The 25,789-nt window shown below is 62.4% G+C and carries 16 protein-coding genes and 2 pseudogenes; 9 read left to right on the top strand and 9 right to left on the bottom strand.

Going from position 1 to position 25,789, the window contains the following annotated elements; genetic code table 11:
- Positions 1 to 22: 22 nt before the first annotated feature.
- The 4 genes from Q363_RS00460 to Q363_RS00445 all read right to left on the bottom strand — a co-directional run bounded on the left by Q363_RS00460 (position 23) and on the right by Q363_RS00445 (position 5,170).
- On the bottom strand, positions 23 to 319 hold the full coding sequence (locus Q363_RS00460; protein WP_035346974.1) for a hypothetical protein: 297 nt from the start codon (positions 317 to 319) through the stop codon (positions 23 to 25).
- On the bottom strand, positions 303 to 503 hold the full coding sequence (locus Q363_RS00455) for a BrnT family toxin (protein WP_245631956.1): 201 nt from the start codon (positions 501 to 503) through the stop codon (positions 303 to 305). The genes Q363_RS00460 and Q363_RS00455 overlap by 17 nt, the downstream gene beginning before the upstream one ends.
- A gap of 154 nt (positions 504 to 657) precedes the next feature.
- Positions 658 to 1,965 carry a histidine--tRNA ligase gene (hisS, locus tag Q363_RS00450; protein ID WP_035346973.1) on the bottom strand — a complete coding sequence of 436 codons (1,308 nt, stop codon included), beginning with the start codon at positions 1,963 to 1,965 and terminating at the stop codon, positions 658 to 660.
- Positions 1,966 to 2,008: 43 nt separating this feature from the next.
- A complete protein-coding gene (locus Q363_RS00445; protein ID WP_035346972.1) occupies positions 2,009 to 5,170 on the bottom strand; it encodes a DUF3857 domain-containing protein in 3,162 nt (1,053 codons plus the stop codon).
- A 137-nt stretch (positions 5,171 to 5,307) separates the two neighbouring features.
- On the opposite strand from Q363_RS00445, the gene mgrA reads away from it, so the two are divergent.
- A complete protein-coding gene (mgrA, locus tag Q363_RS00440; RefSeq protein WP_035346971.1) occupies positions 5,308 to 6,339 on the top strand; it encodes an L-glyceraldehyde 3-phosphate reductase in 1,032 nt (343 codons plus the stop codon).
- A gap of 541 nt (positions 6,340 to 6,880) precedes the next feature.
- Here the strand turns inward: mgrA and Q363_RS00430 are convergent.
- Entirely contained in the window at positions 6,881 to 7,879 is a 999-nt protein-coding gene (locus Q363_RS00430; protein WP_035346966.1) for a substrate-binding domain-containing protein, read from the bottom strand.
- Between the two features lie 152 nt (positions 7,880 to 8,031).
- Between Q363_RS00430 and mfd the strand changes: the two genes are divergently transcribed.
- The 7 genes and pseudogenes from mfd to Q363_RS46020 all read left to right on the top strand — a co-directional run bounded on the left by mfd (position 8,032) and on the right by Q363_RS46020 (position 17,267).
- The gene (mfd, locus tag Q363_RS00425) at positions 8,032 to 11,703 is read left to right on the top strand and encodes a transcription-repair coupling factor (protein WP_035346965.1); all 3,672 of its coding nucleotides are present in this window, start codon (positions 8,032 to 8,034) and stop codon (positions 11,701 to 11,703) included.
- Between the two features lie 129 nt (positions 11,704 to 11,832).
- Positions 11,833 to 12,255, top strand: coding sequence for a cupin domain-containing protein (locus tag Q363_RS00420; RefSeq protein WP_035346963.1), 423 nt, complete (start codon positions 11,833 to 11,835; stop codon positions 12,253 to 12,255).
- Between the two features lie 69 nt (positions 12,256 to 12,324).
- Entirely contained in the window at positions 12,325 to 14,112 is a 1,788-nt protein-coding gene (locus Q363_RS00415; protein WP_035346956.1) for a DUF885 domain-containing protein, read from the top strand.
- Positions 14,113 to 14,199: 87 nt separating this feature from the next.
- A complete protein-coding gene (gene galU, locus Q363_RS00410) occupies positions 14,200 to 15,075 on the top strand; it encodes a UTP--glucose-1-phosphate uridylyltransferase GalU (protein WP_035346954.1) in 876 nt (291 codons plus the stop codon).
- Positions 15,076 to 15,087: 12 nt separating this feature from the next.
- Positions 15,088 to 15,525, top strand: a pseudogene (locus Q363_RS46025) (DUF2199 domain-containing protein); the annotation flags it as partial.
- A gap of 128 nt (positions 15,526 to 15,653) precedes the next feature.
- The gene (locus Q363_RS00400; RefSeq protein ID WP_035346950.1) at positions 15,654 to 16,709 is read left to right on the top strand and encodes an alkene reductase; all 1,056 of its coding nucleotides are present in this window, start codon (positions 15,654 to 15,656) and stop codon (positions 16,707 to 16,709) included.
- Positions 16,710 to 16,791: 82 nt separating this feature from the next.
- Positions 16,792 to 17,267 (top strand): annotated as a pseudogene (locus Q363_RS46020) (ferritin-like domain-containing protein).
- A gap of 61 nt (positions 17,268 to 17,328) precedes the next feature.
- Here Q363_RS46020 and Q363_RS00390 read toward each other — a convergent pair.
- The gene (locus tag Q363_RS00390) at positions 17,329 to 20,466 is read right to left on the bottom strand and encodes an LssY C-terminal domain-containing protein (protein WP_035346949.1); all 3,138 of its coding nucleotides are present in this window, start codon (positions 20,464 to 20,466) and stop codon (positions 17,329 to 17,331) included.
- Between the two features lie 155 nt (positions 20,467 to 20,621).
- Positions 20,622 to 21,242: an FMN-dependent NADH-azoreductase gene (locus tag Q363_RS00385; RefSeq protein WP_035346948.1), complete on the bottom strand. Its 621-nt coding sequence runs from the start codon at positions 21,240 to 21,242 to the stop codon at positions 20,622 to 20,624.
- Positions 21,243 to 21,469: 227 nt separating this feature from the next.
- On the opposite strand from Q363_RS00385, the gene Q363_RS00380 reads away from it, so the two are divergent.
- Positions 21,470 to 22,036, top strand: coding sequence for a TetR/AcrR family transcriptional regulator (locus tag Q363_RS00380; RefSeq protein ID WP_064742575.1), 567 nt, complete (start codon positions 21,470 to 21,472; stop codon positions 22,034 to 22,036).
- Between the two features lie 163 nt (positions 22,037 to 22,199).
- Here the strand turns inward: Q363_RS00380 and Q363_RS00375 are convergent, their stop codons facing one another.
- Positions 22,200 to 24,296, bottom strand: a complete 2,097-nt coding sequence (locus Q363_RS00375) for a glycosyl hydrolase family 18 protein (protein ID WP_035346947.1) — start codon at positions 24,294 to 24,296, stop codon at positions 22,200 to 22,202.
- 66 nt (positions 24,297 to 24,362) lie between these two features.
- Complete coding sequence (locus tag Q363_RS00370) at positions 24,363 to 25,757, bottom strand: MGH1-like glycoside hydrolase domain-containing protein (protein ID WP_245631953.1); 1,395 nt, start codon at positions 25,755 to 25,757, stop codon at positions 24,363 to 24,365.
- Between the last annotated feature and the right edge of the window lie 32 nt (positions 25,758 to 25,789).

Below are 25,789 nucleotides of genomic sequence, written 5' to 3'. Positions count from 1 at the left end.
CAGGGGCTTCCAACAAAACCACCTAAGCGATCTTCAACTTCGCCTCGGCAATCGCGGCCGAAATCACCTTATCCGCTACGCCCTGCTTGCGCAGGCTCTCCGTCAGGGTCAACAGCTGCGAGTGCTCCATCGCAGCCTGATCCTTCCGCAATCCCTGCCCGATGTAGGCACGGATCAGCGGCTGATAGCCCGAGAATCCGAGAGCTGGTGCGATCTCCTTCAGGTCCTCGATCACGTCCTCAGGCACGCGCATGCTGATCGTCGTCATCTTGCGATCTTTCCGCAGCCTCTGCCGCAACCGTTCACTCGCCGTCCTCATAGAGTCTCCTCTCCGGCGCTGTTGCCGGCCGCGCCGAGATGATGCGAATCCTGTCGTCTTCCACCAGCGCGTGCACGACAAAGAGAAGAGTCCAGTCCTCCGCGAATCCAATGACGACATCGCGCAGCTCCCCGTTGGCACTTGCATCTTCCAGCCGAAGAAAGGATCGAAGAAGACCTCGCATGCCTTCTCAAACGAGACGCCATGCTTGGTAAGATTCCTCGCTGCCTTATCGACATCCCAGACAAAGCGCTGCCCTTGATAGAGAAACGCAAGGTCCATGATTTATATGTATATACGTCGTATATACGATGTCAAGTGCTTTCGCCCAGCCGGTCCTAACCCTTCAGCGCCCCCACCAACTCGGCCCTCGCCACCTTCACCTGCTCGCCCACAGAAAAGTCCTTCACGGTCAGCACACCGGACTTCACCTCATCCTCACCGACGATCACCATCTTCCGCGCCAGCTTGTCCGCCGCCTCAAACGACTTCTTCAGCCGCCAGCTTCCATCGCCGATCTCGACACCCAGGCCGGCCCGCCGCAGCTCCTGCGCAAGTTTCAGCGCCGGCGCATTCTGCGCCACGCCCATCGGAGCCACAAACGCATCCAGCTTCTTCGCCTCGGTCTGCTTCGCCTGCGCCTGCAGCGTCAGAATCAGCCTGTCCTCGCCGATCGCAAACCCGATCCCCGGAGCCTTCGGCCCGCCCAGCATCTCGCTCAGCCCGTCGTAGCGGCCGCCGCCCAGCAGAGCGTTCTGCGTGCCCAGCCCACTGCCGTCCGGCACCGTGAACTCGAACGTCGTCCGCGTGTAGTAGTCGAGCCCTCTCACCAGTCGCGGCTCTTCGACATACGGAACCCCGCAGGCATCGAGCGCCGCCTTCACCTGCTCGAAGTGCGCGCGCGAATCCTCGCCCCAGAACTCCGAGATCTTCGGCAGTGCATTGATGATCTCCTGGTCCGCCTCGTCCTTCGAGTCCAGCACGCGCAGCGGATTCGTCTCCGCGCGCCTCTGATTGTCCTCGCACATCCTGTGCTTCACCGGCTCCAGAGCCGCCCGCAGAGCCGCGCTGTACCGCGCGCGATCCTCCGCCGACCCCACCGAGTTCAGCGCCAGCCGCCAGCCCTTGATGCCCAGCTCATTCAGCAGCGTGGCGAGCATCTCCAGCACCTCGGCGTCGCGCAGCGGCGAATCCGACCCCGACCACGGCGGCCCCAGCACCTCCGCCCCAATCTGCCAAAACTGCCTGTACCGCCCCCTCTGCGGCCGCTCGCGGCGAAACTGCGGCCCGATGTAAAACAGCTTCTCGAGCATGCCCGTCTCGGACATCTTGTGCTCGATATAGGCGCGCACCACGCCGGCCGTGTTCTCCGGCCGCAGCGTCAGTGACTGGCCGCCCGCCTTTTCACTCCCGCCGGACTCCGCGCGCCCGCGGTCCTCCCACGTGTACATCTCCTTCGAGACGATGTCGGTATCCTCGCCCACTCCGCGAGCGAACAGCTCCGTCACCTCGAATACAGGCGTGCGAATCTCACCAAACCCATACCGCGCGAAGACCGACCGTGCCGTGGCCTCCACATGATTCCAAAGTGCGGTCTCCGGAGGCACAAGGTCCCGGGTCCCGCGTACTGCCTTGATCGTTGCCATTACCTTCCAGTGTAGCGAACTCGGCCCCGTGAGTCTGTCTCCGCTACATAGGATGGACAACCAGCTCGCACACGCTGGCGTGGCAGTTCAACGTGCTCTTGCGCAGAAGGCGCGCCTCTGAGCCCGTCGGAGTCCAATGGTCAAAGCGTGCCTTGCGAATCATCGAGGTCGCATTCGTGATCCCGGAGGCTCCCTGGCTGGTCTCCTGAAGATCGCCCGGCTTGTCCTGCTCAAGCACAAACGTGTACTCGACCGAGGAGCTCTTCCCCCTCCACGGACCCAGCGGAATCATCCGCAGGCGCTGCACTGCCGCCGCCGGATCTTTCATCGCGGAGACGACGCCCTCCTTCTTCAGCGCATCTGTGCGCTCCCGCAGCTCCCGCCGCGTCCGCTCCTCCTCCGGCGTAGACGTTGTCTTTTGGATAATCGGAGTCAGGGACATCTCATAGAGCTCCAGCGCTGCCTTCTTGTTTCCCCGCTTATCCTCGAGTTCTCCTAAATGAAGCCCCACCTCTGGTGTCTGCTCGTTGTTCCACGTTGCGCGAATATAACTCTCCGCCTCATCGATCCTGCCCTCGCGAAAGAGAATCCAGCCGAGCGTATCCCAGGCCGAGACCAGAAGCTCCTGCTTGCTCCGCTGCTCCTTGGTCGTAGCGCTCACAACCCAGGAAGCAGACTCTGCCGTAAGATCCTGGATCGCCTGGCGCGATGCCTTCTCGGCCTGTTCCAACCCAATCCCGGCCTCTCCCAACTCATAGGCCGCATCGTTCAACATAAACGGCTCTGTAGCCTTCGACAGCGCGGCCGTCAGCGTCTTTCCACCCGCCTCTTTCCTGCCCGTCTCCACTTGGGCCGTTCCCAACTGAATCTGTAACTGCAGGTTGTCAGTGTCGTCTTTGGCTTGTTCCTGAAGCAGAGGAAGCGCCTCGTCATAACGATGCAGTTGGTACAGCAGCGCCCCCGTGACCTTTCTATCGCCATCGGTGACGCCATCCATCTTCAGCACCCGCCGCATCGCATCCGCAGCCTCCTCCGGCTTGCCGCGCATCTCATGGACCGTTACCATGCCGCGGAAGTACCAGATCGCACCCCCGTCCTGCTGCCGCACCTGGTTCAGCGTCTCCTCGGCCGCGTTCGGCTCTCCGCGTTGTACCTGGTTGTAGAACTCCCGCAGAAGCGCAGCGACACTGACACTCGGCGGTGCAGGGGTCGAGGGAAGCTTCTCCCCGCCCGTCTTCGCCTTCGTCTCAATCAGCGTGACGAACGGCTCTCCGTCTCCCACCGTCGCATCCAGCCACTTCTTATAAGCCTTCCAATCCGCTGCCGGAACCTCGCGTTGGAAGACCTCGATGCGCCTCTCAGTCGTCAGCGTGTCGCCATTCACCGTGTAGGTCCGGTCGAAGCTCGCAAACGCCGTCTTCTCGTGAACAGCCGCTGGAAGATCAGCTCCCCAGCCCGCCGGAAGCTTGATCGTCGACACCGAGGTCTCCACCCTCGGCTCCCCCAGCTGAATCGCCACCTTCTTCGGAGGATTCTTCTCATCGATCGTCGGAAGAAACACGACAGGCAGCAGTGCCACGATCCGCCGATTGTCCCAATCTCCCGTCTTCTCCCGCTCGTAGTCGTAGGCCAGCCTCTCCGGCCCGTCGGTCGCATCCGGCTTGCTCGCCTCCGTATGGCTCGTCGTCCCACCGAATCCCAGCCCCTGAGAGAGTCTCTGCGTCAGCTCGTCCCACTGCCCCGGAGGGACCTGCTTCAGCAGCGTGCGCAGCACCAGCTCATCGTCGCCCCGAACCATGTACTCCATCTGCGCCTTCATCGTGCCCTCTTTGCTCAGAGTTCCCTTGGCCACGAAGCGGCTGAACGGCGCAAACGGCGGCGTCGCAGGAGTTCTCTCCAGCTTCGCCGCTCCCGTCTCCGGAACCACCAGCGCCTGCTTGTCCCGGATCGGCGACACCAGCACCTGGTACGGAGCCACCTCCGCCGTCGCATCCAGCCACACCTGCTGGCCCGTCACCGGCACGGTCGTAATCATGTGGTTGAACGCGCCCGGCGAAGGCACCTCTTCGTTCATCCGTATCCCCGCCCCGATCATCGCCGCCTCCGGATGCATCCCCGCCGCCGTCAGCATCGCCGCCAGCAGCGTGTGCTTGTCCTTGCAGTCGCCGTATTGGTTGCGCAGAACCTCGCCCGCCGGATGCGGCTGATAGCGCCCAATTCCGAACGCCACGCCGATGTACCGCACCTGCGTCGCCACGTAGCCGTACAGTGCGCGAACCTTCTCTTCCTCCGTCGACTTGCCCGCCGTCAGCTCAGCCGCCTTCGCCTTCACCTCGGCATCGGGAACCACGCGGTCGGCCTCGAGCCCCCGGTACCACGCGCCAACCTCGTCCCAGCTCTTGAACGTCGTCCACGCCATCGCCGGCAGCTCGCCCTTCGGATCGACCTCCCTCTGCTTCGTCTTGCCATCCTTTCCGATCAGCGGGTCCAGATTCGCGCCCGTCCAGCGGTAGACCGTCTCGTCTCCCGTCTCCGCCTTCGCCGGCGCGTGCTCCGGGCTCCACACCTTCACATACTTCCCCTTCGGAACATGCAGCTCGATGTTCTCGTTCAGGATTACGGCCCACTTCCCGAAGCTCTCCTGCCCCCAGAACTGCCCCGGAACCTCCGCCTTCGCCACCACGATGCGCGCCTTGTACTCCAGCCGGTCGCCCGCGCGCAGGTTCCGCACCGGAAGATGCTTCTCCTTCAGGTCGCTGTAGAACGGAGCCTGCCGCGTCACCTCCTGCGGCATCTCCTGCGCATCGCCCGCCGGAGTCTCCACCACGCTGCCGTCCGGCTTCCTCACCCGCACGTACTCGAACTCCACACGTTCGTTGTTCCCGGCAAACGGGAACGTCAGCACGCCATACTGCCGCGCCGCCGCGTCGGACTGGATCAGCGTAACCGCCGAGATCTCGCGCACGCCCGTGCCATCGGCGGCGAACCGGTACACCGTACTCAGCTGCTCCACCACGATCGACTCGGCGGAGTAATCGCGCTTCACCTCGCCGGGAGGAAGCTCCACCTTCAGGGTCCTGGTTACCACACCATCACCGGAGCCCTGACCCAGAACCGAGACCGGCAGCATCACGAGGGCAAAGAAAGACAAAACAGCAGTTGAACGCATGTTGTACAGATACCGCACAAATCCGCGCAAAGCCATCGAAATCGCCCATCGGCAAACAACCCTCTCTCACCCTAAAGTGTCATTCCATTGAGCCGCATCGGAAATCCGTCCCTGAGCAACGCCACGCCGTCCCTCCGCCCTCATGCCATACTCGAAAAAGGAGAGTGAAGAGCATGACCTATGTCCCGGCCCCCGAGCGTTACAACCAGCACACCTTCCGCCGCTGCGGACGCTCCGGAATCGTCCTCCCCCCCATCTCTCTCGGCCTCTGGCAGAACTTCGGCGGCGCCGACGTCTTCGAGACCGCCCGCGCCATGGTCCTCCGCGCCTTCGACCGCGGCGTCACCCACTTCGACCTCGCCAACAACTACGGCCCGCCCTACGGCTCCGCCGAAGAAAACTTCGGCGCCATCCTCCGCAAGGACCTCCGCCCCCACCGCAACGAGCTCATCATCTCCACCAAGGCCGGCTGGGACATGTGGCCCGGCCCCTACGGCATCGGCGGCTCGCGCAAGTACCTCATCGCCTCGCTCGACGAGAGCCTCCAGCGCATGGGCCTCGACTACGTCGACATCTTCTACTCCCACCGCCCCGATATGAACACCCCGCTCGAGGAGACCATGCGTGCGCTTGCGCACATCGTCCGCCAGGGCAAGGCCCTCTACGTCGGCATCTCCTCCTACAGCCCCGATCGAACCCGCGAGGCCGCCGAGATCCTCCGAAGCGAAGGCGTCCACCTCACAATCCACCAGCCGTCCTACTCCATGCTCAACCGCTGGATCGAACACGAGCTTCTCGGCACGCTCGACACCCTCGGCACCGGCTGCATCGCCTTCTCCCCGCTCGCCCAGGGCCTGCTGACGAACAAGTACCTCAACGGCGTCCCCGCCGACTCCCGCGCGAAATCCGAAGGCTCCTTCAGGCCCGAGTTCCTCACCGAAGAGAACCTCGCCCACGTCCGCGCCCTCAACGCGATCGCCCAGCGCCGCGGCCAGACCCTGGCCCAGATGGCCATCGCCTGGACCCTGCGCGACTCCCGCGTCACCTCCGCCCTCATCGGAGCCCGCAACGTAGCCCAGCTCGACGACTCGCTCGACGCCGTCAAAAACCTCCACTTCACCAAAGAAGAGCTGGCCGAGATCGACCAGCACGCCAAAGAAGGCTCCCTAGACCTCTGGAAGGGCGCCCGCGAAGGCACCGCCTGAACCACCCTCCGTTGCCGTTGCCTTGCCTTTGCCCGTCATTCTGAGCGAAGCGAAGAACCCCCGCATTTGCATTTGTTGTTGTTGTTGCCGTCGCCGTTGCTGTCGCCGTTGCCGTTGCTTCTGAGGTAGGCCGGGGCTTCAGCCCCGGCATCTCGCCCAGCCTCAGAACCGGGGCTTCAGCCCCTGGGGTATGCCTTTGGGCGGTGCCAATTTGCACCACGAACCCAAATAATCCCAATCATTTACAAAAAAAAATCCCCCAAAAACCCAGCAAAAACCCATGTCAAGCCCCACTACCCTACAACCCATTCCCCATCGACAACACCCATCTGCCGATTAATTCCGCTCCCCCCTGATACACTTAAAACAGCTAAGAAAAAGGCTAAAACAGCTAAGAAAAGGCCCCGCGAACCCGCTGGGCCTAACTCATTTGCAATCAAGATTTTGACCAATAAACCCTTTATTTCCAATATTTTACCTGCCAAAAATGGCTATCTAAAACAAAATAAACTAGTTATCCAAAAGATAGGGGGAGGGGGTGCTAAGGCCCCACGGCCTCCTTCCGCTCCAGAATCATCGCCACGTTGCTCTTGTCCACCAGCGAGACGCCAGTATCCACAAACGCCGGGAACGGGGAGAACGGATCCAGTCCGTGCTCTGCGGTCAGCGGATTCACCGGATAGTGGTGAATATTGTCCAGCGCCTTCAGCCCCACCATCGCCATCGTGTAGGGCTTCTGTGAGATCGTCGAGTCGATGATTCCGTCCTTGATCAGCTGCAGCGTCGCGACGTCCGTGTCCATCGCCACCAGCAGCCGCCCCGGATCGCCCAACCCCTTCGCGCGGCGGATTATCTCGCCCACGTCCTTGCCCGCCGAAGACTGCAGGCAGATCATCGCATCGATGCGGTCCTTGCCCGCGCGAGCAAGATACTCGCGCGCCTTGTCCATCGCGACGCCCGAGTCGCCCTTCATGTCGAAGACCTCGACGACATTGATTCCGGGATAAGCCGACAAGACGTCCCTGTATCCCTTCAGCCGCTCCTCCAGGTTCGGCTGTTCCGGCATCGTGAAGAAGACGACGTTGCCCTTGCCGTTCAGCACCGCCGCCACGCGCAGTCCGCCCAGCCGTCCGGCCTGCAGGTTGTTTGTTCCGATAAAGTACAGCCGCTTGCTCTCCGGCGCGTCCGAGTCCATCGTGATCACCGGAATTCCCGCCGCGATCGCCGCGTCGATCTCCGGAGCCAGCAGCTTCGAGTTCGTCACCGAGACCAGGATTCCCGCCGGCTTCCGCGCCACCACCGTGCGAAACTCCTCGACCTCGGCCTGCGGATCGAACGACGTCGGCCCGCGCATCTCCGCGCTGACGCCATACTCGGCCGCTGCTTTCTGGAAGCCTTCGCCTGCCGTCTTCCAGTACGGCAGATCCACGTTCACCGTAACCAGGTAGTAGTGCTCGCTCTTCCGATGCCGCGTGCATCCCTCCAGCAGCGGAAGGACGCCCATCAACCCAACGAGGATGACCTTAGTCCACACGCTCATCTCGAACCCTCCGAAAGAGGCATGCTGTCCGAAGCATCGCACGTCCCGATATCTTCGGGCAGCGCCGCGAGACGTTAAGATGCGGCGGCGTTGATGATACGCCTGTTCCGGAAATTCTGACAGCGCGGACGCTTCGATAGAATCGAAAGAGCATGGTTTTACCCTTCGTCCGCGAGCTCCTCGCGGACCTGGAACACTCCGAAGCCTTCGAGCGCGTGCGCCGCCACCTGAGCGGCGGATCGGGACGTCGTCGTGTCTCCGGACTCACGGCCACCGCCCGAGCGCTCTTTCTGCCGTACTTCGTCCGCGCCGCGCAAGCTCCCGCGCTCGTCATCGTCTCGGACAACAAATCCGCCGAGGCCCTGCACGACGCCGTGCTCGCCGCCTGCGAGCTCACCGGAGCGCTCGATCCCGCACAGGTCCTGCGCCTGCCCGCGCACGACGTACTGCCGTTTGAAAATCTCTCGCCGCACTCGGAGATCCAGGAGACGCGCGCCGCCGCCCTCTGGAAGATCTGCGCGGGCCACACGCCGCGCCTCGTCATCGCGCCCGTCGAGTCGGCCTGCATGCGTCTCTTCGGCCGCGACTACTACGCCGCGCTCGCGCTGCATCTGCGCGTCGGCGAAGAGCACATCCCCGACCTGCTCGTCGAGCATCTCCTCTCCGTCGGCTACACCCGTGTCGACGTCGTCGAGATGCCCGGACAAGTGACGATCCGCGGCGGCATCATCGACGTCTACGGCCCCGAGCAGGAGCGTCCCGTCCGCATCGACTTCTTCGGCGACGAGATCGAATCCATCCGCCGCTTCGACCCCGAGACGCAGCGCTCCAGCTCCGCTCTCGACGACATCCTGCTGCTCCCGCTCACCGAGACGCCCGTCACGGAAAGGCTGCTCTCCGCCATCAACGCCCGCCTGACGCGCGCAGGCACTGCAGGCGCTGCAATGGAAGGCGGCGAAGAGCCGGTCGAGCTGCAAACCCACGTCGCCACGCGCACCGGCGAAGCGACGGTCTTTCCCGGCTGGGAGTTCTTCGCTCCCGTCGCAGGCGCAAACAAGACGCTTCTCGATCTTCTCGGCTCGTCAACGCGCGTCTTCGTCGAAGAGCCCGCGATGGTCAAGAACCAGGGCGAGCGCTGGTGGAACAAGGTCGAGCAGCGCCACGACCGCTCGGGCATCGGCTCACTCGTCCGCCCGGAAGACATCTACATCTCGCCGTGGGACCTCGAGGACCGCCTGCGCCGAACTACTGGCTGCGACCTCGACCAGCTCGGCGCCGTCGATGTGCTCGACGCCGAACGCAACGAGCTTTCGGAGATTGAGTTCGCCACGCGGCCGACGCAGCGCTTCCACGGTTCAATACCAGCGTTGATCGAAGCGCTGCAGTCGCTGATGCGGCAGGAGGCGCGCATCCTGCTCGCCGCAGCAAATCAGGGCGAGGTCGAACGTCTCGCCGGTCTGCTCCAGGAGTATCAGGTGCCGTATCGACTCGGCTCGCGCTCCGATCAGCACGGCTCCTCGACCGTCTACTCCGAGTCCAGCTACCTCGCCGGCGATCTGCGCACGCCGGTCATCGTCAAGACGCCCATCGCTGCAGGCGTGCAGATCCTCGACCTGGACAAGACGACGGCCAGCCAGATCGTCCTCTTCGGCGCGCAGGATCTCTCAGACGAGGCCGACGTCTCGGCGCGTCCGGTGCGCCGCGCGAAGTCGAAGGCTGCGGCCTTCATCTCGGACTTCCGCGACCTCACGGTCGGCGACTACGTCGTCCACGTCGAGCATGGAATCTCGCGCTACATGGGCCTTCGCGTCATCGAGGAGAACGATCAGCCGCCGCTGGAGCTGATGATCCTCGAGTTCGCCGATGAGGCGAAGCTCTACGTCCCGCTGACGCGGCTGGACCTGATTCAGAAGTACCGCTCGACAGACACAGGCCCCGCGCCGCAGCTCAACAAGCTGGGCTCGCAGACCTGGCAGAAGACCAAGGCGCGCGTCAAGAAGGCGATGGCCGACATGACGGCCGAGCTGCTGAAGCTCTACGCACAGCGCGAGGCCGCGCAGGGAACGCCGTTCTCGCCCGACACGAACATGCAGCGCGAGTTCGAAGACGCCTTCGACTTCAACGAGACCGACGATCAGCTGAACGCCATCGTCGACATCAAGCAGGACATGGAGTCGCCGCAGCCAATGGACCGCTTGCTCTGCGGCGACGTCGGCTACGGCAAGACAGAGGTCGCGATGCGCGCGGCGTTCAAGGCCGTGCAGGACTCAAAGCAAGTCGCGGTGCTGACGCCGACTACGGTGCTCAGCTTCCAGCACTACGAGTCGTTCAAGCGCCGCTTCGCGAACTTCCCGGTCAACATCGAGATGATCTCGCGCTTCCGCACGCCAAAGGAACAGAAGGAGATTTTGGAGAAGGTCGCCGACGGCAAGGTCGATATCCTCATCGGCACGCATCGGCTGCTCTCAAAGGACCTGAAGTTCCAGGACCTCGGTCTGCTTGTCGTCGACGAAGAGCAGCGCTTCGGTGTGCGCCACAAGGAGCGTCTGAAGCAGATGCGCGCCCATATCGACGTGCTGTCGATGTCGGCGACGCCGATTCCGCGCACGCTGCACATGTCGCTCATCGGTCTGCGCGATATGAGTGTAATCGAGACGCCGCCGAAGGACCGCATGGCGATCCAGACCATTGTCGCGAAGTTCGACGAGAAGCTCGTTCGCACGGCCATCGAGATGGAGTTGGAGCGCGGTGGCCAGGCGTTCTTTGTGCACAATCGCGTCGAGACGATCTACGATCTCGCCACCAAGATTCGCGAGCTTGTCCCGCATGCGCGCATCGTCGTTGGCCACGGCCAGCTGCCGGAGGCGGAGCTCGAGCGTGTGATGCTTGCCTTCATGAACCACGAGTACGATGTGCTGGTCGCGACGTCGATCATCGAGAACGGCCTCGACATCCCGCTGGCGAACACCATCGTCATCAACCGCGCCGACCGACACGGACTGAGCGAGCTTTACCAACTGCGCGGGCGCGTGGGCCGCTCGAATCGCCGCGCGTATGCGTACCTGCTGATTCCGCCCGAGACAGAGCTGACGGAGATTGCGCGACGAAGGCTGGCGGCGCTCAAGGAGTTCTCCGATCTCGGCGCCGGCTTCAAGATCGCCGCGCTCGATCTCGAGCTGCGCGGCGCGGGAAACATGCTCGGCGGCGAGCAGTCCGGACACATCGAGGCCATCGGCTTCGAGATGTACACGTCGATGCTCGAAGAGGCCGTGCGCAAGATCAAAGGCGAGGAAGAGCGTCCGGCGCACCCCAACACGGTCGTCAATCTCGGGATTTCGGTCCGTATCGACGCCGACTACATCCCCGAAGAGAACCAGCGCCTGCGCATGTACAAGAAGATCGCGGGAGCCGAAGACGTTGCGACCCTCAACGATGTTCGCGCCGAGCTGCGCGACCGCTACGGCGAGCCGCCTGAGTCTGTCGAAAACCTCCTCGCAGCCGGAGAGATTCGTCTGCACGCGCAGCAACTGGGCATCGCGCAGATCGACCGCAAACGCACACAGATCGAACTCAACAAGACCAAGACCTTCGTCGAGATGCTGCACCTCAAGTTCGCCGAGCGCGACGGTGAAGCCTCGAGCGCAACCGCCATTGATCCAGGCGTGCTGATGAAGCTGGTCAGCCGCAACACGAAGCGCGGAGCCCAGTTCACTCCACAAGGCATCCTGCGGTGGCCGCTCTCGAGCGCGAAGGCCGAAGATGTGCTCGCCGAGACACGGTCTCTTCTTGAATCACTGGATACAACGCGTGTTGAGATGGCGTGATGCATTGATGCACGTGAGATGTTTTCGATGCGGGAAATTACGTGAAAAAGAATCATGCCTGCGGCATTTTTTTGTTGCAAAACTGTGCATAGGGAGGTTTCATCTCGTCCAACAAAGGAGGTAACACGCATGCAGGAAACCATTCGCGTCGGCCAGATGAGCGTCACTTTCCTGAAGACCCGTCACGAGACCGACGACACGCTCGACATGTTCGAACTGACGATCCCTCCGCTCATCAGCGTCATCGTGCCGCACATCCATCGCGACTACGACGAGATGGTGCTGGGGATGAACGGTATCACCACTTGGACGCTGAACGGAGAGATCCTCGTCGTGGGTCCGGGCGAGATTCTGACCATTCCCCGCGGGTCCCCTCACTTCTTCGCGAACCTGCATGACACGCCTGCGCGTGTGATGTGCCTTCAGACGCCTGGTGTCGTCGGCCCGGAGTACTACAGCGAGATCGCAAAGTATTACGACACCGAAGATCCTGACGTCACCGCCATCGGCGACGTGATGAGTCGTTACGGCGTGATCCCCGTCCTGCGCTAGCGACGGATTGACGGCGGCCTGCAGTGAAGTCGTCTGGCCGGTGCTCTAAAATCTCAGCAGAAGATCATCATGCCCAAACGCTTCCTTCTCACCGCAGTCCTCGGAACCGCCATGCTTACCTCCACCGCTCCCGCACAGCGCATCTCCGCCGACGGAGCAGCGCAGACCTTCGGTTTCGTCTCCGACCAGTACTTCTCCGACATCCTCTTCCACTATGCGCCCACCTACGGCACCCAGATGGGCTTTCACCAGTACGACACGCAGCTCGAGGACTACTCGGCGGCCACAATCCAGAAGCAGATCGCCGCGCTGCACGCCTACGAGAAGAAGCTCGAGGCCATCGATCCGGCCGGACTCGACGCCTCGGTCGCGGCCGACCACAACATCCTGCTCAACAGCATTCGCTCGCAACTGCTCTCGCTTGAGGTCATCCGCAACTGGGAGAAGAACCCAGACAACTACTCGAGCGGCGTCACCAACTCCATCTTCGTTCTGATGGAGAGGCCGTTCGCTCCCGTGAACACGCGCCTGCGCGCCGCCGTGGAGCGCGAGAAGCAGATTCCGCAGGTCTTCGTCGAGGCGCGCAAGAACCTCAAGAATCCTCCGCGCATCTTCACGGAGGTCGCGCTCGAGCAGATCGACGGCCTCATCAGCTTCTTTGAGAAGGACGTCCCCACCGCCTTCGCCGCGGCCGACGACGCGAAGGCCAAGGCCGACTTTGCGCACACCAACGCGGTCGTCATCCAGTCGCTCAAAGACTACGGCGCGTGGATGAAGTCCGATCTGCTGCCGCGCTCCAACGGCGACTATCGCCTCGGCGCCGACGTCTTTGCAAAGAAGCTTGCTTATGACGAGATGGTGGACATCCCGCTCGACCGACTTCTCGAAATCGCGCTCGACGACCTGCATCGCAATCAGCAGGAGTTCGCCCACATCGCCAGGGAGGTCGCGCCCTCGAAGTCGCCGCAGGACGTGCTCGCCGAGCTTGCGATGATTCACCCTGCGCCCGACAAGCTGCTGGACTCCTTCCACAACACCTTCGATTCGCTGATCGCCTTCATCCGCGCGCACAACATCATCACCATCCCGAGCGAGGTCCAGCCCACGCTCGAAGAGACGCCGCCCTTCATGCGCGCCACTACCTTCGCATCGATGGACCCCCCGGGACCGTTTGAGACGCACTCCACCAAGGCGTACTTCAACGTTACGTTGCCGGAGAAGACGTGGACGCAGCCGCACGTCGCCGAGCACATGGCCAGCTTCAACGTCGGAACCATCATCTCGACCAGCGTTCATGAGGCTTACCCCGGCCACTACGTGCAGTTCCTGTGGCAGAACCAGTTCCCGTCGAAGGTCCGCAAGATCGTCTGGTCCAACTCCAATGTCGAAGGCTGGGCCCACTACACCGAGCAGATGATGCTCGACGAAGGCTATGCCGCGCCGCCTGCAAACGCGACGCCTGAGCAGGTGCGCCAGTCCAGGCTGATCCGCCTTGGCCAGCTGCAGGATGCGCTGCTGCGCGATGCGCGCTTCGTCAACGCCATCAAGCTTCACACCGGTCTCGGGGAACCGAACCAACAGTGGACCATCGAGCAGTCGGTCGACTTCTTCGTCAAGGAAGGCTATCAGTCGCGCTCCGTCGGGCTGGTGGAGACCAAGCGCGGCACCTCGGACGCAACGTATCTCTACTACACGCTCGGCAAGCTCGAGATCATGAAGCTCCGCGAAGACCTCAGGAAGAAACAGGGAAGCGACTTCAACCTCCAGGCCTTCCACGATGCCTTCATGCGCCAGGGACCCGCGCCGATCAAGGTGATCCGCAAGGCCATGCTGCACGACGACTCACCCGTGCTCTAGGGTCATTTTTCTTCCCCCAACTGTACTATCCCGCTGGTGGTTTTGGACTGCTAGCATTTCCACAACCAAACTGCATACAAGGAACTCATGGCTCAGAAAATCCGCAAAGCAGTCTTCCCCGCCGCCGGACTCGGCACACGCTTCCTCCCCGCAACCAAAGCCACGCCCAAGGAGATGCTCTGCCTCGTCGACAAGCCGCTCATCCAGTACGGCGTCGAAGAGGCAGTAGCCGCCGGCTGCACCGAGATCATCATCGTCACCGGCCGCGGCAAGTCCACCATGGAGGACCACTTCGACAAGTCCTTCGAGCTCGAAGCGACGCTCGCCGCGAAGAGCAAGACCGCGCTGCTTGAGATCGCGCGCTCCGTCTCGAAGCTCGCGAAGATCACCTACACGCGCCAGGCTGAGCCGCTGGGCCTCGGCCACGCTGTCCTCCAGGCCAAGGAGATCGTCGGCAATGAGCCCTTCGCCGTCATCCTGCCTGACGATATCGTCGACGCAAAGGTTCCCTGCATGAAGCAGATGGTCGAGGCGTTCGAGGAGACCGGCTCGAGCATCCTCGGCTCCGAGGTCGTCGAAGGCGCGGCCATCTCCGCGTACGGCTGCCTCGCGGTCACGCGCGACGCAAAGAACCCGCGCCTGCTCGCCGTCAACGACATGGTTGAGAAGCCCAAACCCGAAGAGGCCCCGTCGCAGAACGCCATCATCGGCCGCTACATCCTCACGCCGCGCATCTTCGATATGCTCGAGAACATCACGCCCGGCGCAGGCGGCGAGCTGCAGCTCACCGACGGCATCAAGGCACTGCTCCAGCACGAGAAGGTCTACGGCTTCACCTACGAGGGCAAGCGCCACGACGCTGGTGACAAGCTGGGCTTCCTCAAAGCCACCGTAGAGTTCGGCCTCAAGAACAACCAACTAGGCGCAGACTTCCGCGCTTGGCTCAAGCAGTTCCCGCTGTAAAGTGAAGACTGAATGTCCTTCGTCTGTGCCAATTGCGGGCTAACGCATGACGGCCCACCTCTAGTCTGGGGTGTGCCGTCACCCGACGCATGGGCCGAACGATCACCTGAAGAGCAGAGTCTTCGAGGACAGTGTAGTTCTGACCAGTGTTTCCTCGACGAAGAACGATTCTTTATCATCGGACGCATAGAAATACCGGTCGACAATAGCGACGAACCCTTCGCATGGCTCGCGTGGGTTGAAGTCAGTTCTTATGACTTCGTTGATATCTATCAAAAATGGTTTGTCGAAGGTCGTGAAACGACGCCACCGTATACCGGACATCTTGCGAACAAACTTCCAGCCTGTTCTCAATCTTCTTTGGGACTTCGAGTCGCTCTAACGACAAACCCGCTTCCAACTCGCCCTAGTATTCAAATAGTCGAAGGCCACGCGCTTTTGGATGAGCAAACGAACGGCATCTCAGGAACGAGTTGCAGAGATTGCAAGCACGTTCATGCACTAACCACTTCCGGTTCGCATCGTTCACCTTTCGCCGCTCATCTAACTATCCGTAATCAAATCTCAACGGAGAACAGATGCCCTCCCTCTTCGATTCCATCCAGCTCGGCGACCTTCACCTTCCCAACCGAATCTTCATGGCTCCGCTCACGCGACTGCGTGGCACGGCCGACCACATTCCCACGCCCATCATGGTCGAGTACTATGCGCAGCGCGCCTCTGCCGGGCTCATCATCTCCGAGGGCATCCCCGTCGACCCCATGGGCGTCGGCTACGCCAGTGTTCCCGGCATCTGGTCGAAGGAGCAGGTGGAGGCTTGGAAGCCCATCGTGAAGGCCGTGCACGCGCAGGGCGGGCACATCTTCGCGCAGATCTGGCACGTCGGCCGCATCTCCGACCCCGAGCTTCTCAACGGCAAACAGCCCGTCGCTCCCAGCGCCATCGCCGCCAAGGGCCTCGTCAGCCTCCTCCGCCCCCAGCGCGACTACCCCACCCCTCGCGCCCTCACCCTCGACGAGATCAAGCAGACCATCGAGGCCTACCGTCGCGGAGCGCAGAATGCGCAGGCTGCCGGCTTCGACGGCGTTGAGCTCCACGGAGCCAACGGCTATCTGATCGACCAGTTCCTCCAGGACGGCTCCAACCAGCGCACCGACGAGTACGGTGGCCCCATCGAGAACCGCGCGCGCTTCCTGCTCGAAGCCGCGGACGCCGCTATCTCTGTCTGGGGACCGGGGCGTGTTGGCATGCACCTGGCTCCGCGCGGCGACTCGCACGGCATCTCCGACTCCGACCCAACCGCGACCTTCACCTACGTCGCGCAGGAACTCGCCAAGCGCAACCTCGCCTTCATCGCTGCGCGCGAGCACGTCGGCCCCGACTCCATCGGCCCGCACCTCAAGGAGGCCTTCGGCGGCGTCTTGGTGGCCAACGAGGCGCTGGACCAGCAGACCGGCCAGCAGCTGCTCGACGAGGGCAAGGCCGACGCCGTCGCCTACGGCAAGCTTTTCATCGCCAACCCCGACCTTGTCGGCCGCTTCCGCCGCCGCGCCGAGCTCAACCGTCCCGAGCCCAACACCTTCTACGCTCCCGGCCCGCACGGCTACACCGACTACCCCACGCTCGCCGGTTGACCTTAACACTCAGCCGGAGAACGCCTCGCATTCTTTCTGCATCTCACTGAGGGTCTTAAAGTCTTCCTTGGAGAAAGAAGAAATGGCTACGACAGCAGCAGCACCCAGCACTGCCATAACCCGTGAAAGGATCGTCGAGCTTCTTAACCAGGACCTCGAGCGCGAGTACCAGGCCATCATCGCCTACGTGAACTACTCGCAGGTTCTCAAAGGCGCGGCCTACATGAACATCGCCGGTGAGCTCGAGGTCCACGCCAAGGAAGAGCTCGCCCACGCGCTCAAGGTCAGCTACTGGATCGACCTCATGGGGGCATGCCCGCCGTCACGCCCAAGCCTGTGAAGACCTCCGACGAGGCCGAGGATATGCTGCGCTTCGATCTCGAGAACGAGAAGGAGACAATTCGCAACTATCGCCGCCGGATCAAGCAGGCGGATGAGCTTAATGAGTTCGCGCTCGGCGAAGACCTCCGCGAGATCCTGCGCGACGAGCAGGACCACCTGAATGCGCTGGCCACCGCTCTCGGCATCGACACTCCTGATCCCGGTATCGCCGATTGAGGAAGTGATTAGTGGTTAGTGATTAGCCTTTCTTCTTCAATGAACCACTACTCACTAACCACTAGAAGGTGAACGCCACGCCCACCGTGTACCGGTCCTGCAGAAACTTCTTCTCCGGGCCTACCCGGAGGACGTCTGTGGTGTACGTCTCATCGAGTTCGTTCGAGTCGTAGTCTTGGTACGAGTCCGCGATGATGTCCGGATTCCTGCTCCATGTCTCGCGGAAGTCCGCGCGAATCGTCAGACGCGGCGTCACCCTGAACTTCACGCCCGCGCCATACTGCAGGCCGAACTGGAAGATTCCCCCTCCATCCAGCGGAGCTGTCCTGCCGAAGTCGAACGCAGCCTTGATAAGCCCGATGTTCTTCAAACCTAGATTGAACGGTCCCGCAGGCTTCTTCAGTGGTGATCCGTTCAGCGCAATCAGCTGCAGCACCGGTCCCACCGCGGCATACGGCCGCCACCGCGAGGTCGGCTTCGTCGCATGGATCAGCAGGTTGTACTCGAACTGCCGCGTCACCAGCCCAATGCGATCCGTCACCAGGTCTTCGTCGGTAAAGATAACGTCTGTCCCCGGCGGAATCGTCGCGTTAATCGAATTCAGTTCATACTTCACCTGCTGGCGGAAGTAGGAAAACTCATTCGAGAAGTGTTTCCAGCTGTTCAACGTCACCGAGCCGCCCGCGGCCCATCCATCGCCGACGTTGTCCGCGAGGAAGATGAAATACGTGGGATTCGTGGGAACGGACGAGTACTCAATCACGCCCACCGCTGAAAGATAGTCCTCGCGCATGTGCATGTAGCCGCCGTGCACCGCGAACTCGTACCGCGGAGGGTCCCACTTGTGGTCCGCTTTGGCCTTCTCGATCGCCGCCAGGTCCTCAGCGGTCGGTGTCGGGTTGAACTCGCCCGTCTGCCTCTCATGCAGTTCGGCAGTCGTCGTGTTCGATCGATCCGCCCCCGACAGGCTGCCGCTTGAGTCAAGTGCCGTATAGTCCGCCCCCGATGCGTCGGTCTTGCGCCACGCTCCAGTCTCCGCAGGCAGCTCGCTTGCGCTGCGGAGATAGTTGCGGGCCTGCAATATGCCCGCAATCCCCATGTAGATGAAGTTACCGCGATAGAGATCGCTTCGTATCGTCAGCGACGTATCGCGCGTCGCGCGCTGTGTGCGGTTCGGTGCCGGAGCAGGCGTCGTCGGCGTCGTATGCGGATGGTCACAGTTGTTCAAACGAATCACCGCCGCCTCGCCATCCGTCAGCAGCCGGTCGCCGGTTGAGTTGTACGCGTCGCGCGGGACCCACGGCCGCTCCACCATGTCCAGGCTCTCGACGCAGCCGGTGAACATCAGGTCGTTCACAACCTTCGAGCGCTCGTTATCGATCTGCTGGTCGATCACGTGAATGAATGTCTTCTGCTTCTTCGAGAATGCAATCCCGATGTCCTGCGTCGACGACGAGGTAAGCACCGTCTCTCCGTCATAGCGCTCCGTTGTTGGAAAGATGCGCAGATGGTGGCGCGACGCAAAGCTGTTCGTCGTCTTGCTCAACGTCAGGATCGGCGCACGCTCCTCGAGCAGCAGCACCGACATCGGAGCTTGCATGTAGGCCTGGTTGCCGGTCAGCGTCTTCACCGTCTTGAACGTCGACGCTGCATACAGCTCGTCGGTCTCCAGCCACCCCGCCGCCGTGAACGCACGCTCCAGAGCCGCGGGATCGCCGATAAATACCAGGTTCGTAATGTCGGAGGGCTTGTTCGATCCCTTGGTGCGCGTGCGGAACGGCAGCTTCTTCACGAAGGCCTGCAGCTGCTCGCGTCCGGCGGCGTCCTTCTCCATCGGCGTCATCGAGGACGGATACGATGTCGATGTAATCAACGGCCTCACGTTCACCAGGAGCAACTCCGTGCCGCCGGGATACAGGATCTCCGGCTCGGCGAATCCCAGCACTGCCGAGCCCGACGCCGCAGCGAAGATGTAGGCGATCGGATCGATGCCCGCAAACGCCAGAACGCCATTCTGCACCGTGTACCCGATCGTCCCCGTCGACCGAATCCCCTGGATCTTGCCTGTCTCGGTCACCTTCTCCTGCGCGTTCTCCACTTCGTACACGCGCATGTCCACGTCCAGCACCCGGCCATCCGGCAGCGTCGCCTTCGTCCAGTCAATCGTCAGCGAAGCCCTCTCGTGCTTGAACCCCCACCCCACCCCGTCCGCCTGCACGACCTTGCCTTCAAGCGTCGTGCCCGCCGGAATCAAAATCTCCCCATTCACTACCACAGGGGTAATCGAAACCGACTTGACCACATCGCCTTCATGCGTTGTGCGCGACGAGAGATCCTGTAACAGGCGCACTCCCAATCGCTGACCCGCCGGGACACCCTTCACCGCCATCAGGCCGCTCACCGGCACGGCATACGTGGCCTTATCTCCGATCAGGTCCACGATCTCGCCGTTGGTGCGCCACCGCGCCTTCTGGATCGATCCGTCCTTCAGCTCCACCATCGCATCGCCGTTCGGAAAGACCTGCAGGAACTTCGGAGCCGTCTGCGCTGTCTGCGGAGGAGCGTAGATGTCGCGTAGCTCCCTGCCCAGCAGAACGCCGAGCCTCGCGGTCTTCGTCGCGCCCGCCTCGGTGTAGCTCACGGTCGTGTCGTCGTGAAACGCCGGTGAAGCGCCGCCGGGCAGCAGCCCCGGAATCGCCTGGTCGTCTCCAACCACGATGAAGGGCTTACCGGTCGTCACGTCGGTTCCGCTCAGCGCGAACGCCCAGCGCTCATCCGTTGCCTTTGTCTCCACCAAGGAGGCCGTACTCATGGGGATCCTGCCCAGCACTCGTCGGCGTCCGGTGTCCAGGTCGTAGTAGCGCAGGATGTACTGCTTCGGCAGTCTGCCCTTTGCCGGCTGCAGCACCACCACCAGCGCGCCGTCGCCGCCTCTCACCCTCCACGCCGACACGGCATGTGGAGCGATCTTGCGCGGCTTCTTCTTCCCCTTCTCGACGATCTGGGCCACACCATCCTCGTGGCCCGCCTGGCGCACGATTGTGATGGGCGTAACGGCCTCAGGCGCGGCGGAAAGCGGCTGGGTCGCGGAAGGCGACTGGGCGCGTGCGCAAAGACTCGCCGCTCCGGCAGCCAGCAGCAGCCAGCCGAGAAAGATCGTTCTCCCGAGAGAAGAGAAACCGTGCGACCGCGCGTTCATCAGGCCTCGCGTGAGTGCGATGTCTTAAATGGAAAAGGAGCCGGGCCCGGATGCTTCCGTCAGCATCCCAGTCCAGCCCCTCCTCCGTCAACACGTCACACTGCAGGTCTCCGAACGTTCTGCGCTGATGCGCATGTTCGTACGAGTTCCGAGCCTTACGCCGCCAGGGCTCGCACCTGCTCGAGCGTCGGCTTCAGGAAGGCCTCGCGGTCGATTGCGCCCATCATGATCTGTGCGGCGCCGCTCGCGTTCACGAAATTCACGTCCGTGATTCCGAGGAATCCGAGCACTGCGCGGAGGTACGGCTCGACGAAGTTCATCGTGGCCGCCGGGGTTCCGGCCTCGTAGACGCCTCCGCTCGCGACCAGCACGGTCGCCTTCTTGCCCTTGAGCAGACCCTCCGGGCCGTTCGCGCCGTACTGGAAGGTCTTGCCGCTGCGGGCGACCTGGTCGATCCAGAGCTTGAGCACTGAGGGAATGCTGAAGTTGTGCATCGCCACACCGATCACGATCTCGTCGGCCTGCTGGAGCTCGGCGATCAAGGCGTCGGAGACGGCGAGGACGGCCTTCTGCTCGTCGGTGCGCCCGCCCTCAGGGGTGTACGCTGCGCCGATCCAGGTCTGGTCGACCGGCTTCGGGGGCGCGTCCGAGAGATTGCGGCGGATCACGGTTCCCGCGGGATTCTTCGCTTTCCATGCTTTGGCAAACTCGGCTGTCAGCTCGCTGCTGATGGAGGTCGGTAGAGGACTGGAGTTGATCTGTAGAAGTGTCGGCATAACCTTTGCTCTCCTTGGCCGACATTCAACGTCTAAACAACGTATGTCGGACACCTTATATGACGACATATGTTGTCGCGGCGATTCTTTTTCTCTCTGGTAGCCTCTAATACACAGAAGTAGCGAGCTGCTGGAAACGATAGCTTATGCCAATCTCTGACTGCGAAGTTCGCGATCCACGAATCCGAAGGACCCGTCAGGCCCTCCAGGGAGCTCTGCGCAATCTAATGTCGCAAAAGGGCTTCGAGGAGATCTCGGTCCACGACATTACGGCATTGGCCGACGTCAACCGCGCGACTTTCTACGACCACTACACGGACAAGTTTGCCCTGCTGGATGCGATGGTGGCGGGGGGCTTTCATAAGCTGCTTGCCGAGCGCAACGTGATGTTCGATGGGACATGTCCCTCGGCGGCGAGCGCGATTATTCTCGCGACCTGCGATTACTTGACGGCTACACACGCCGATCCGCAGGATTGCAACCGGAACAGCGCCTTTGAGCCGCTGATGGAGGCGGGGATTGTTGCGGCGATCCGGCGCACGCTTCTCGCGGGCATTGAGAACAAGGCTGTGCCTGAGGGCCTTACTCCGGAGATCGTCGCGACGACGGCTGCGTGGGCGATCTACGGCGCCGTGAAGCAGTGGTTCTATACACCGAATCACCAGCCTGCTGCCGAGGCAGTGCAGCCGATCATGAATTTAGTCTTCCCGATCCTAGCGACGGTCTCTTCGGGCGCGCCGCACTCATCGGGAGCGCTGCACGAGCCGGTTGAGGCAGAGTTAACGGCGCACTAGAGGTCGCTCCTCCTCCATTTGCGCAAAGTATTCTTTAGCCGAAAAAAGAAAAAGTCTGGGAAGGTATCCCGGGAATAACCACTTATCTTGATCCTGCCCCCTCTGGAATCCTTATTTTGCCTCATAAGCGGCCAATCTAACTCAATAAAAATCAATAATTTGCCTATTTTGAGGGAGCAGGGTATCCATGCAGCAGCGGCCCCACTGAGTTCGAGAAGTTGTAGTTCCCCCTCCGGTCTGCGTCGATCGTCCAGAACATCGCTCCGATCATCTCCGGATAGCCCGAGGGCTTCCGCAGCTTGTACGTCGCCCCCACCGGGGCTTTGCCGGTGACGATGTAGTCCATCGCGCCGTTCACGATCTCGGCGTTCGTGTCGCCCGTCAGGAAGCCAACCGCGATCTGCTTCGCCGGAAGCGGCGGGAAAAAGTACTTCGGGTCGCCGCCCACGTTGAAGCCGTGCAGCAGCAGCTCCGTCATCGCCGCGTGGTAGTCGACCGTTCCCGGCTGATAGATCTCGCCGTCCAGCCCCTGCAACGGCGGCGTGTTGTAGTCCTGCACGTCGATGAAGGTGAGGATGTCCTTGATCGCGTACGTGATCGCCAGGTACGAGCCGAACTGCCCGCCGTAGCTTGGATAACCCGCCGGAATCTGCGTTCCCTCCGGCACCAGCGAGATCATGAAGTTTGGCCCGAAGTGGTTGTGCAGCTGCCGCAGCGCGTCGATCAGGTTAACGATCGAAGGCGTCGTCGGGTGTTTGAAGTCCGTGTCGCCAGGATCGATCGAGAGCGACGGGCTCTCGAAGTCGATGTCGATCCCGTCGAAGCCGTACTCCTCGACGATCTTCGTCACCGACTCGACGTAGTTGGGCACGCTCTTCGGATCGGCCAGCGTAAAGTGTTGTCCGCCACCGCCAAGCGAGATCATCACCTTCTTGCCCGTGCTTTTGAGATACGCAACGTCAGCCTTGAAGACCGCGGGATCCATTCCCGTCGGCGGAGCGAATTGCATCGTTCCCTCCGGCGCGCTCTTGTCCGGCGTCGCGAATGCGACCAGAATGTAATCCCACTGCGGCGACACGTCGCGCAACGAGAAAGTCGAAGACGCCGAGCCATAACCCGCCCAGTACCCGATCAGCCGATGGCCGTTGTCGCCGCCGGTCCGCGCAACCGGCTCAACCGTCGGTCTTGCAGGAGCAGCAGATCCCGCCGCACCGTGCGCGGGGCAGGGCTTCGCTGGCTCGGTCAGCACCTTCGCATCCGGAAAGCTGTAGGTTGCGCCCATCGCGTCTGATCCGGCGACGTACCACGGCAGCAGAGCGACGTTCTGGACGTGATACGTCGCGGCGACGAACGGCTTTGACGCCGGAAAGTTGTTCTTCGGGTTCGTGTCCGTCGGCTCCAGCAGGAAGTAGCGCGTCGCCACCTGATCGCCGCCGCAGCGCCCCTGATCGCCGCCCTGCGCCGACGCCGTACGCATCCAGCTCACAGCGTTGCCGGGAGCCGTCACGCCGCGTGCGCCGTGGAAGAGCGGATCGTGCAGCGGGTCCTTCAGGAACTCCGCAAGCTGCTGCGTCAGCGGCTGAACGTCCTTGTCCTCGACCACTTCGGGCGCAGCGTGCAGATACGTCGCCAACACAAACGAGTTGCCCGTCGCGGTATCGACGCCATGCGTTCCCCACGAACAGCAGACCGTCGCGTCGCCTTCCGCATAGAACGTCGTGTTGTGGACCACGAGCATCACCAGCTTGCCGTCCTGCTTGGGAAGCTGCTTGAAGATCTCCTTCTGGAGAAACTGGATATCGGCCACCGCGACGTGTTCGCCGGTCTTCTTCGAGGTCAGGACGTAGCCGTAGCCCACGGGAATCGTCACCGTCAGCGGCTTCACCTCAGGCTTGCCCAGCAGCGTGTGCCAGCCGGTTGCCTTGGGAAACGTCGCCCGCAACAGAGCGTCGCCGTACTGCGTCTTTCCTCCGTTCGCAAATGCGAATTTCGAGAACACAGGCGAGCTCAGCAGGCGCGGAACGTCGGCCTTCGCATCCATCGCGAACGGCTTGCCAGCAACCTTCCTCGCCTCAAACGAGAGAGTTACCGGAACCAGCACGGTCGGAATCGTCGTGGTCTCCCCTTTCGCGGGATCGTTCCCGACAAGCGTGTAAGTCTTGCCCGCAACGGTATGGGTAAAGGTGGGAACCGTTCCCTGCGCCATCGCAGCGCTGGTTGAGACAACAGCCAGCAGCAGGCCGGCAAGCTTCATCCGCATTGGAAGTCCTCGTTCTTTCGTTTTGTTAAGAGTGCAGCAAGAATCTGTCATCGTGGGTGAGAGCGATCATACGGGGGCGTGGCCCAGCCTGCGCGCGAACTCTAGGAAGACGAGCGCTGCGGGCGAGTAGCCGCTCGGATCGGCCTGGTTGAAGTCGCCCGTCAGCGGCTCCATCTGCTGGCGGAACTCGATGTGGCGCATGATGGCCTCGCACCATGCCGACATCAGCTGCTTCAGCTCGGCGGACTTCCCGTAGTGGTCCATCCAGCGCGGCGCGCGCAAAGCAGTGAGTGCCTGCGTGGCTCCGCCCCAGGAGTTGCGCGGGATCGGGCGTACGAAGCTGGGATCGTCCATCGCCACCGAGGTGAGCGGATACGGCGCCCAGAAGGCCCTTGGGTTGTGGATCTGGCGCGTCCACACCGCCCCGAAGATTGTGCGATCGCGTGCGTCGTTCAGCTTCAGCACGTGCTCGCCAAGCACGCGGCTGATGACGTCCGAGCGCACGCGCACGAACCTGTTGTCGGTGTCGAGATCGTAGAAGGCTGCGTCCTGCGGGTCGTAGAGCCTGGTGATGATCAGGCGGCGAAGCGTATCGGCGTCTTGCTGCCAGCGCGCGGCCTCGTCATGTTTGCCGAGCATCTTTGCCATCGCCGCAAGTGCAACGCGTCCGCCGTAGACCGTCGCCGAGAGATCCGGGCAGAGGCGCGGAACTCCGACGCCGGGAGGAAACTTCTTCGCGTCCGCGTCGGGGCAGCGATTGGGCACGCCCTTCCAGCGCGGGCTGTTGTCGTGGCCGGTGTCATAGGTGCAGAAGCCCTCGACCAGGCCCGTGCCGCGCGTGTCACGATACTTGCGCAGCCAGGCGTCCCAACGGCCACAGGCCTTGTAGGCGGTGACCAGCAGCTCGTCGTCATCGGTGAGCCGCACAAGCTCCCACGCAGTGGCCGCAATGGGGACGACCATCTGGATCTGCCCGTAGCCGGCCTCGGTGAGCTTGATGGAGGCAGGCAGTTGGCCGTCCTCGCGCTGCAGCGCGAAGAATGCCATGTGGTTGTTGCGCGCCACGGCTGGAGCGGACTTCGCGGGGCTCGTCTCCTTCACGTACTTTGCTAGCGTGTCGTAGACCAGGCCCTCATGCGGCCCGCACTCCAGCCAGATGCCCGGATACACCGCGCCCTCAAAGAGTACGGGCCGGTCGTAGCGGGGGACGTCGCGGACGTTGCCAGCGAGAACGGCGAGTGCGGCGTCCCAGCTCTGCCTCCAGCGCACGTCATCCTTCGCGGGCGCCGATGGCGGGAAAGCTAATGGCGCGGCTGCCTTCGTCTGCGCGCACAGCACCGCGTCGGGCCGCAGCAGTCCGGTCTCAAGCAGCCCGGCTCCGGCCGCCATCACTGCCAGCTTCGCCATGCCGCGCCGCGTAAGCGCCGGCGCTCTCATGGAGGTATCGCGCGTCGCCGTCATTTCCTCATAGTACGACTACGCGGGAGGCGGTA

The sequence above is a fragment of the Edaphobacter aggregans DSM 19364 genome (genome assembly GCF_000745965.1).
Classification (GTDB): domain Bacteria; phylum Acidobacteriota; class Terriglobia; order Terriglobales; family Acidobacteriaceae; genus Edaphobacter; species Edaphobacter aggregans.
Note: the sequence above shows the minus strand (reverse complement) of the source record. Positions and strands in the feature narration are given on the sequence as shown.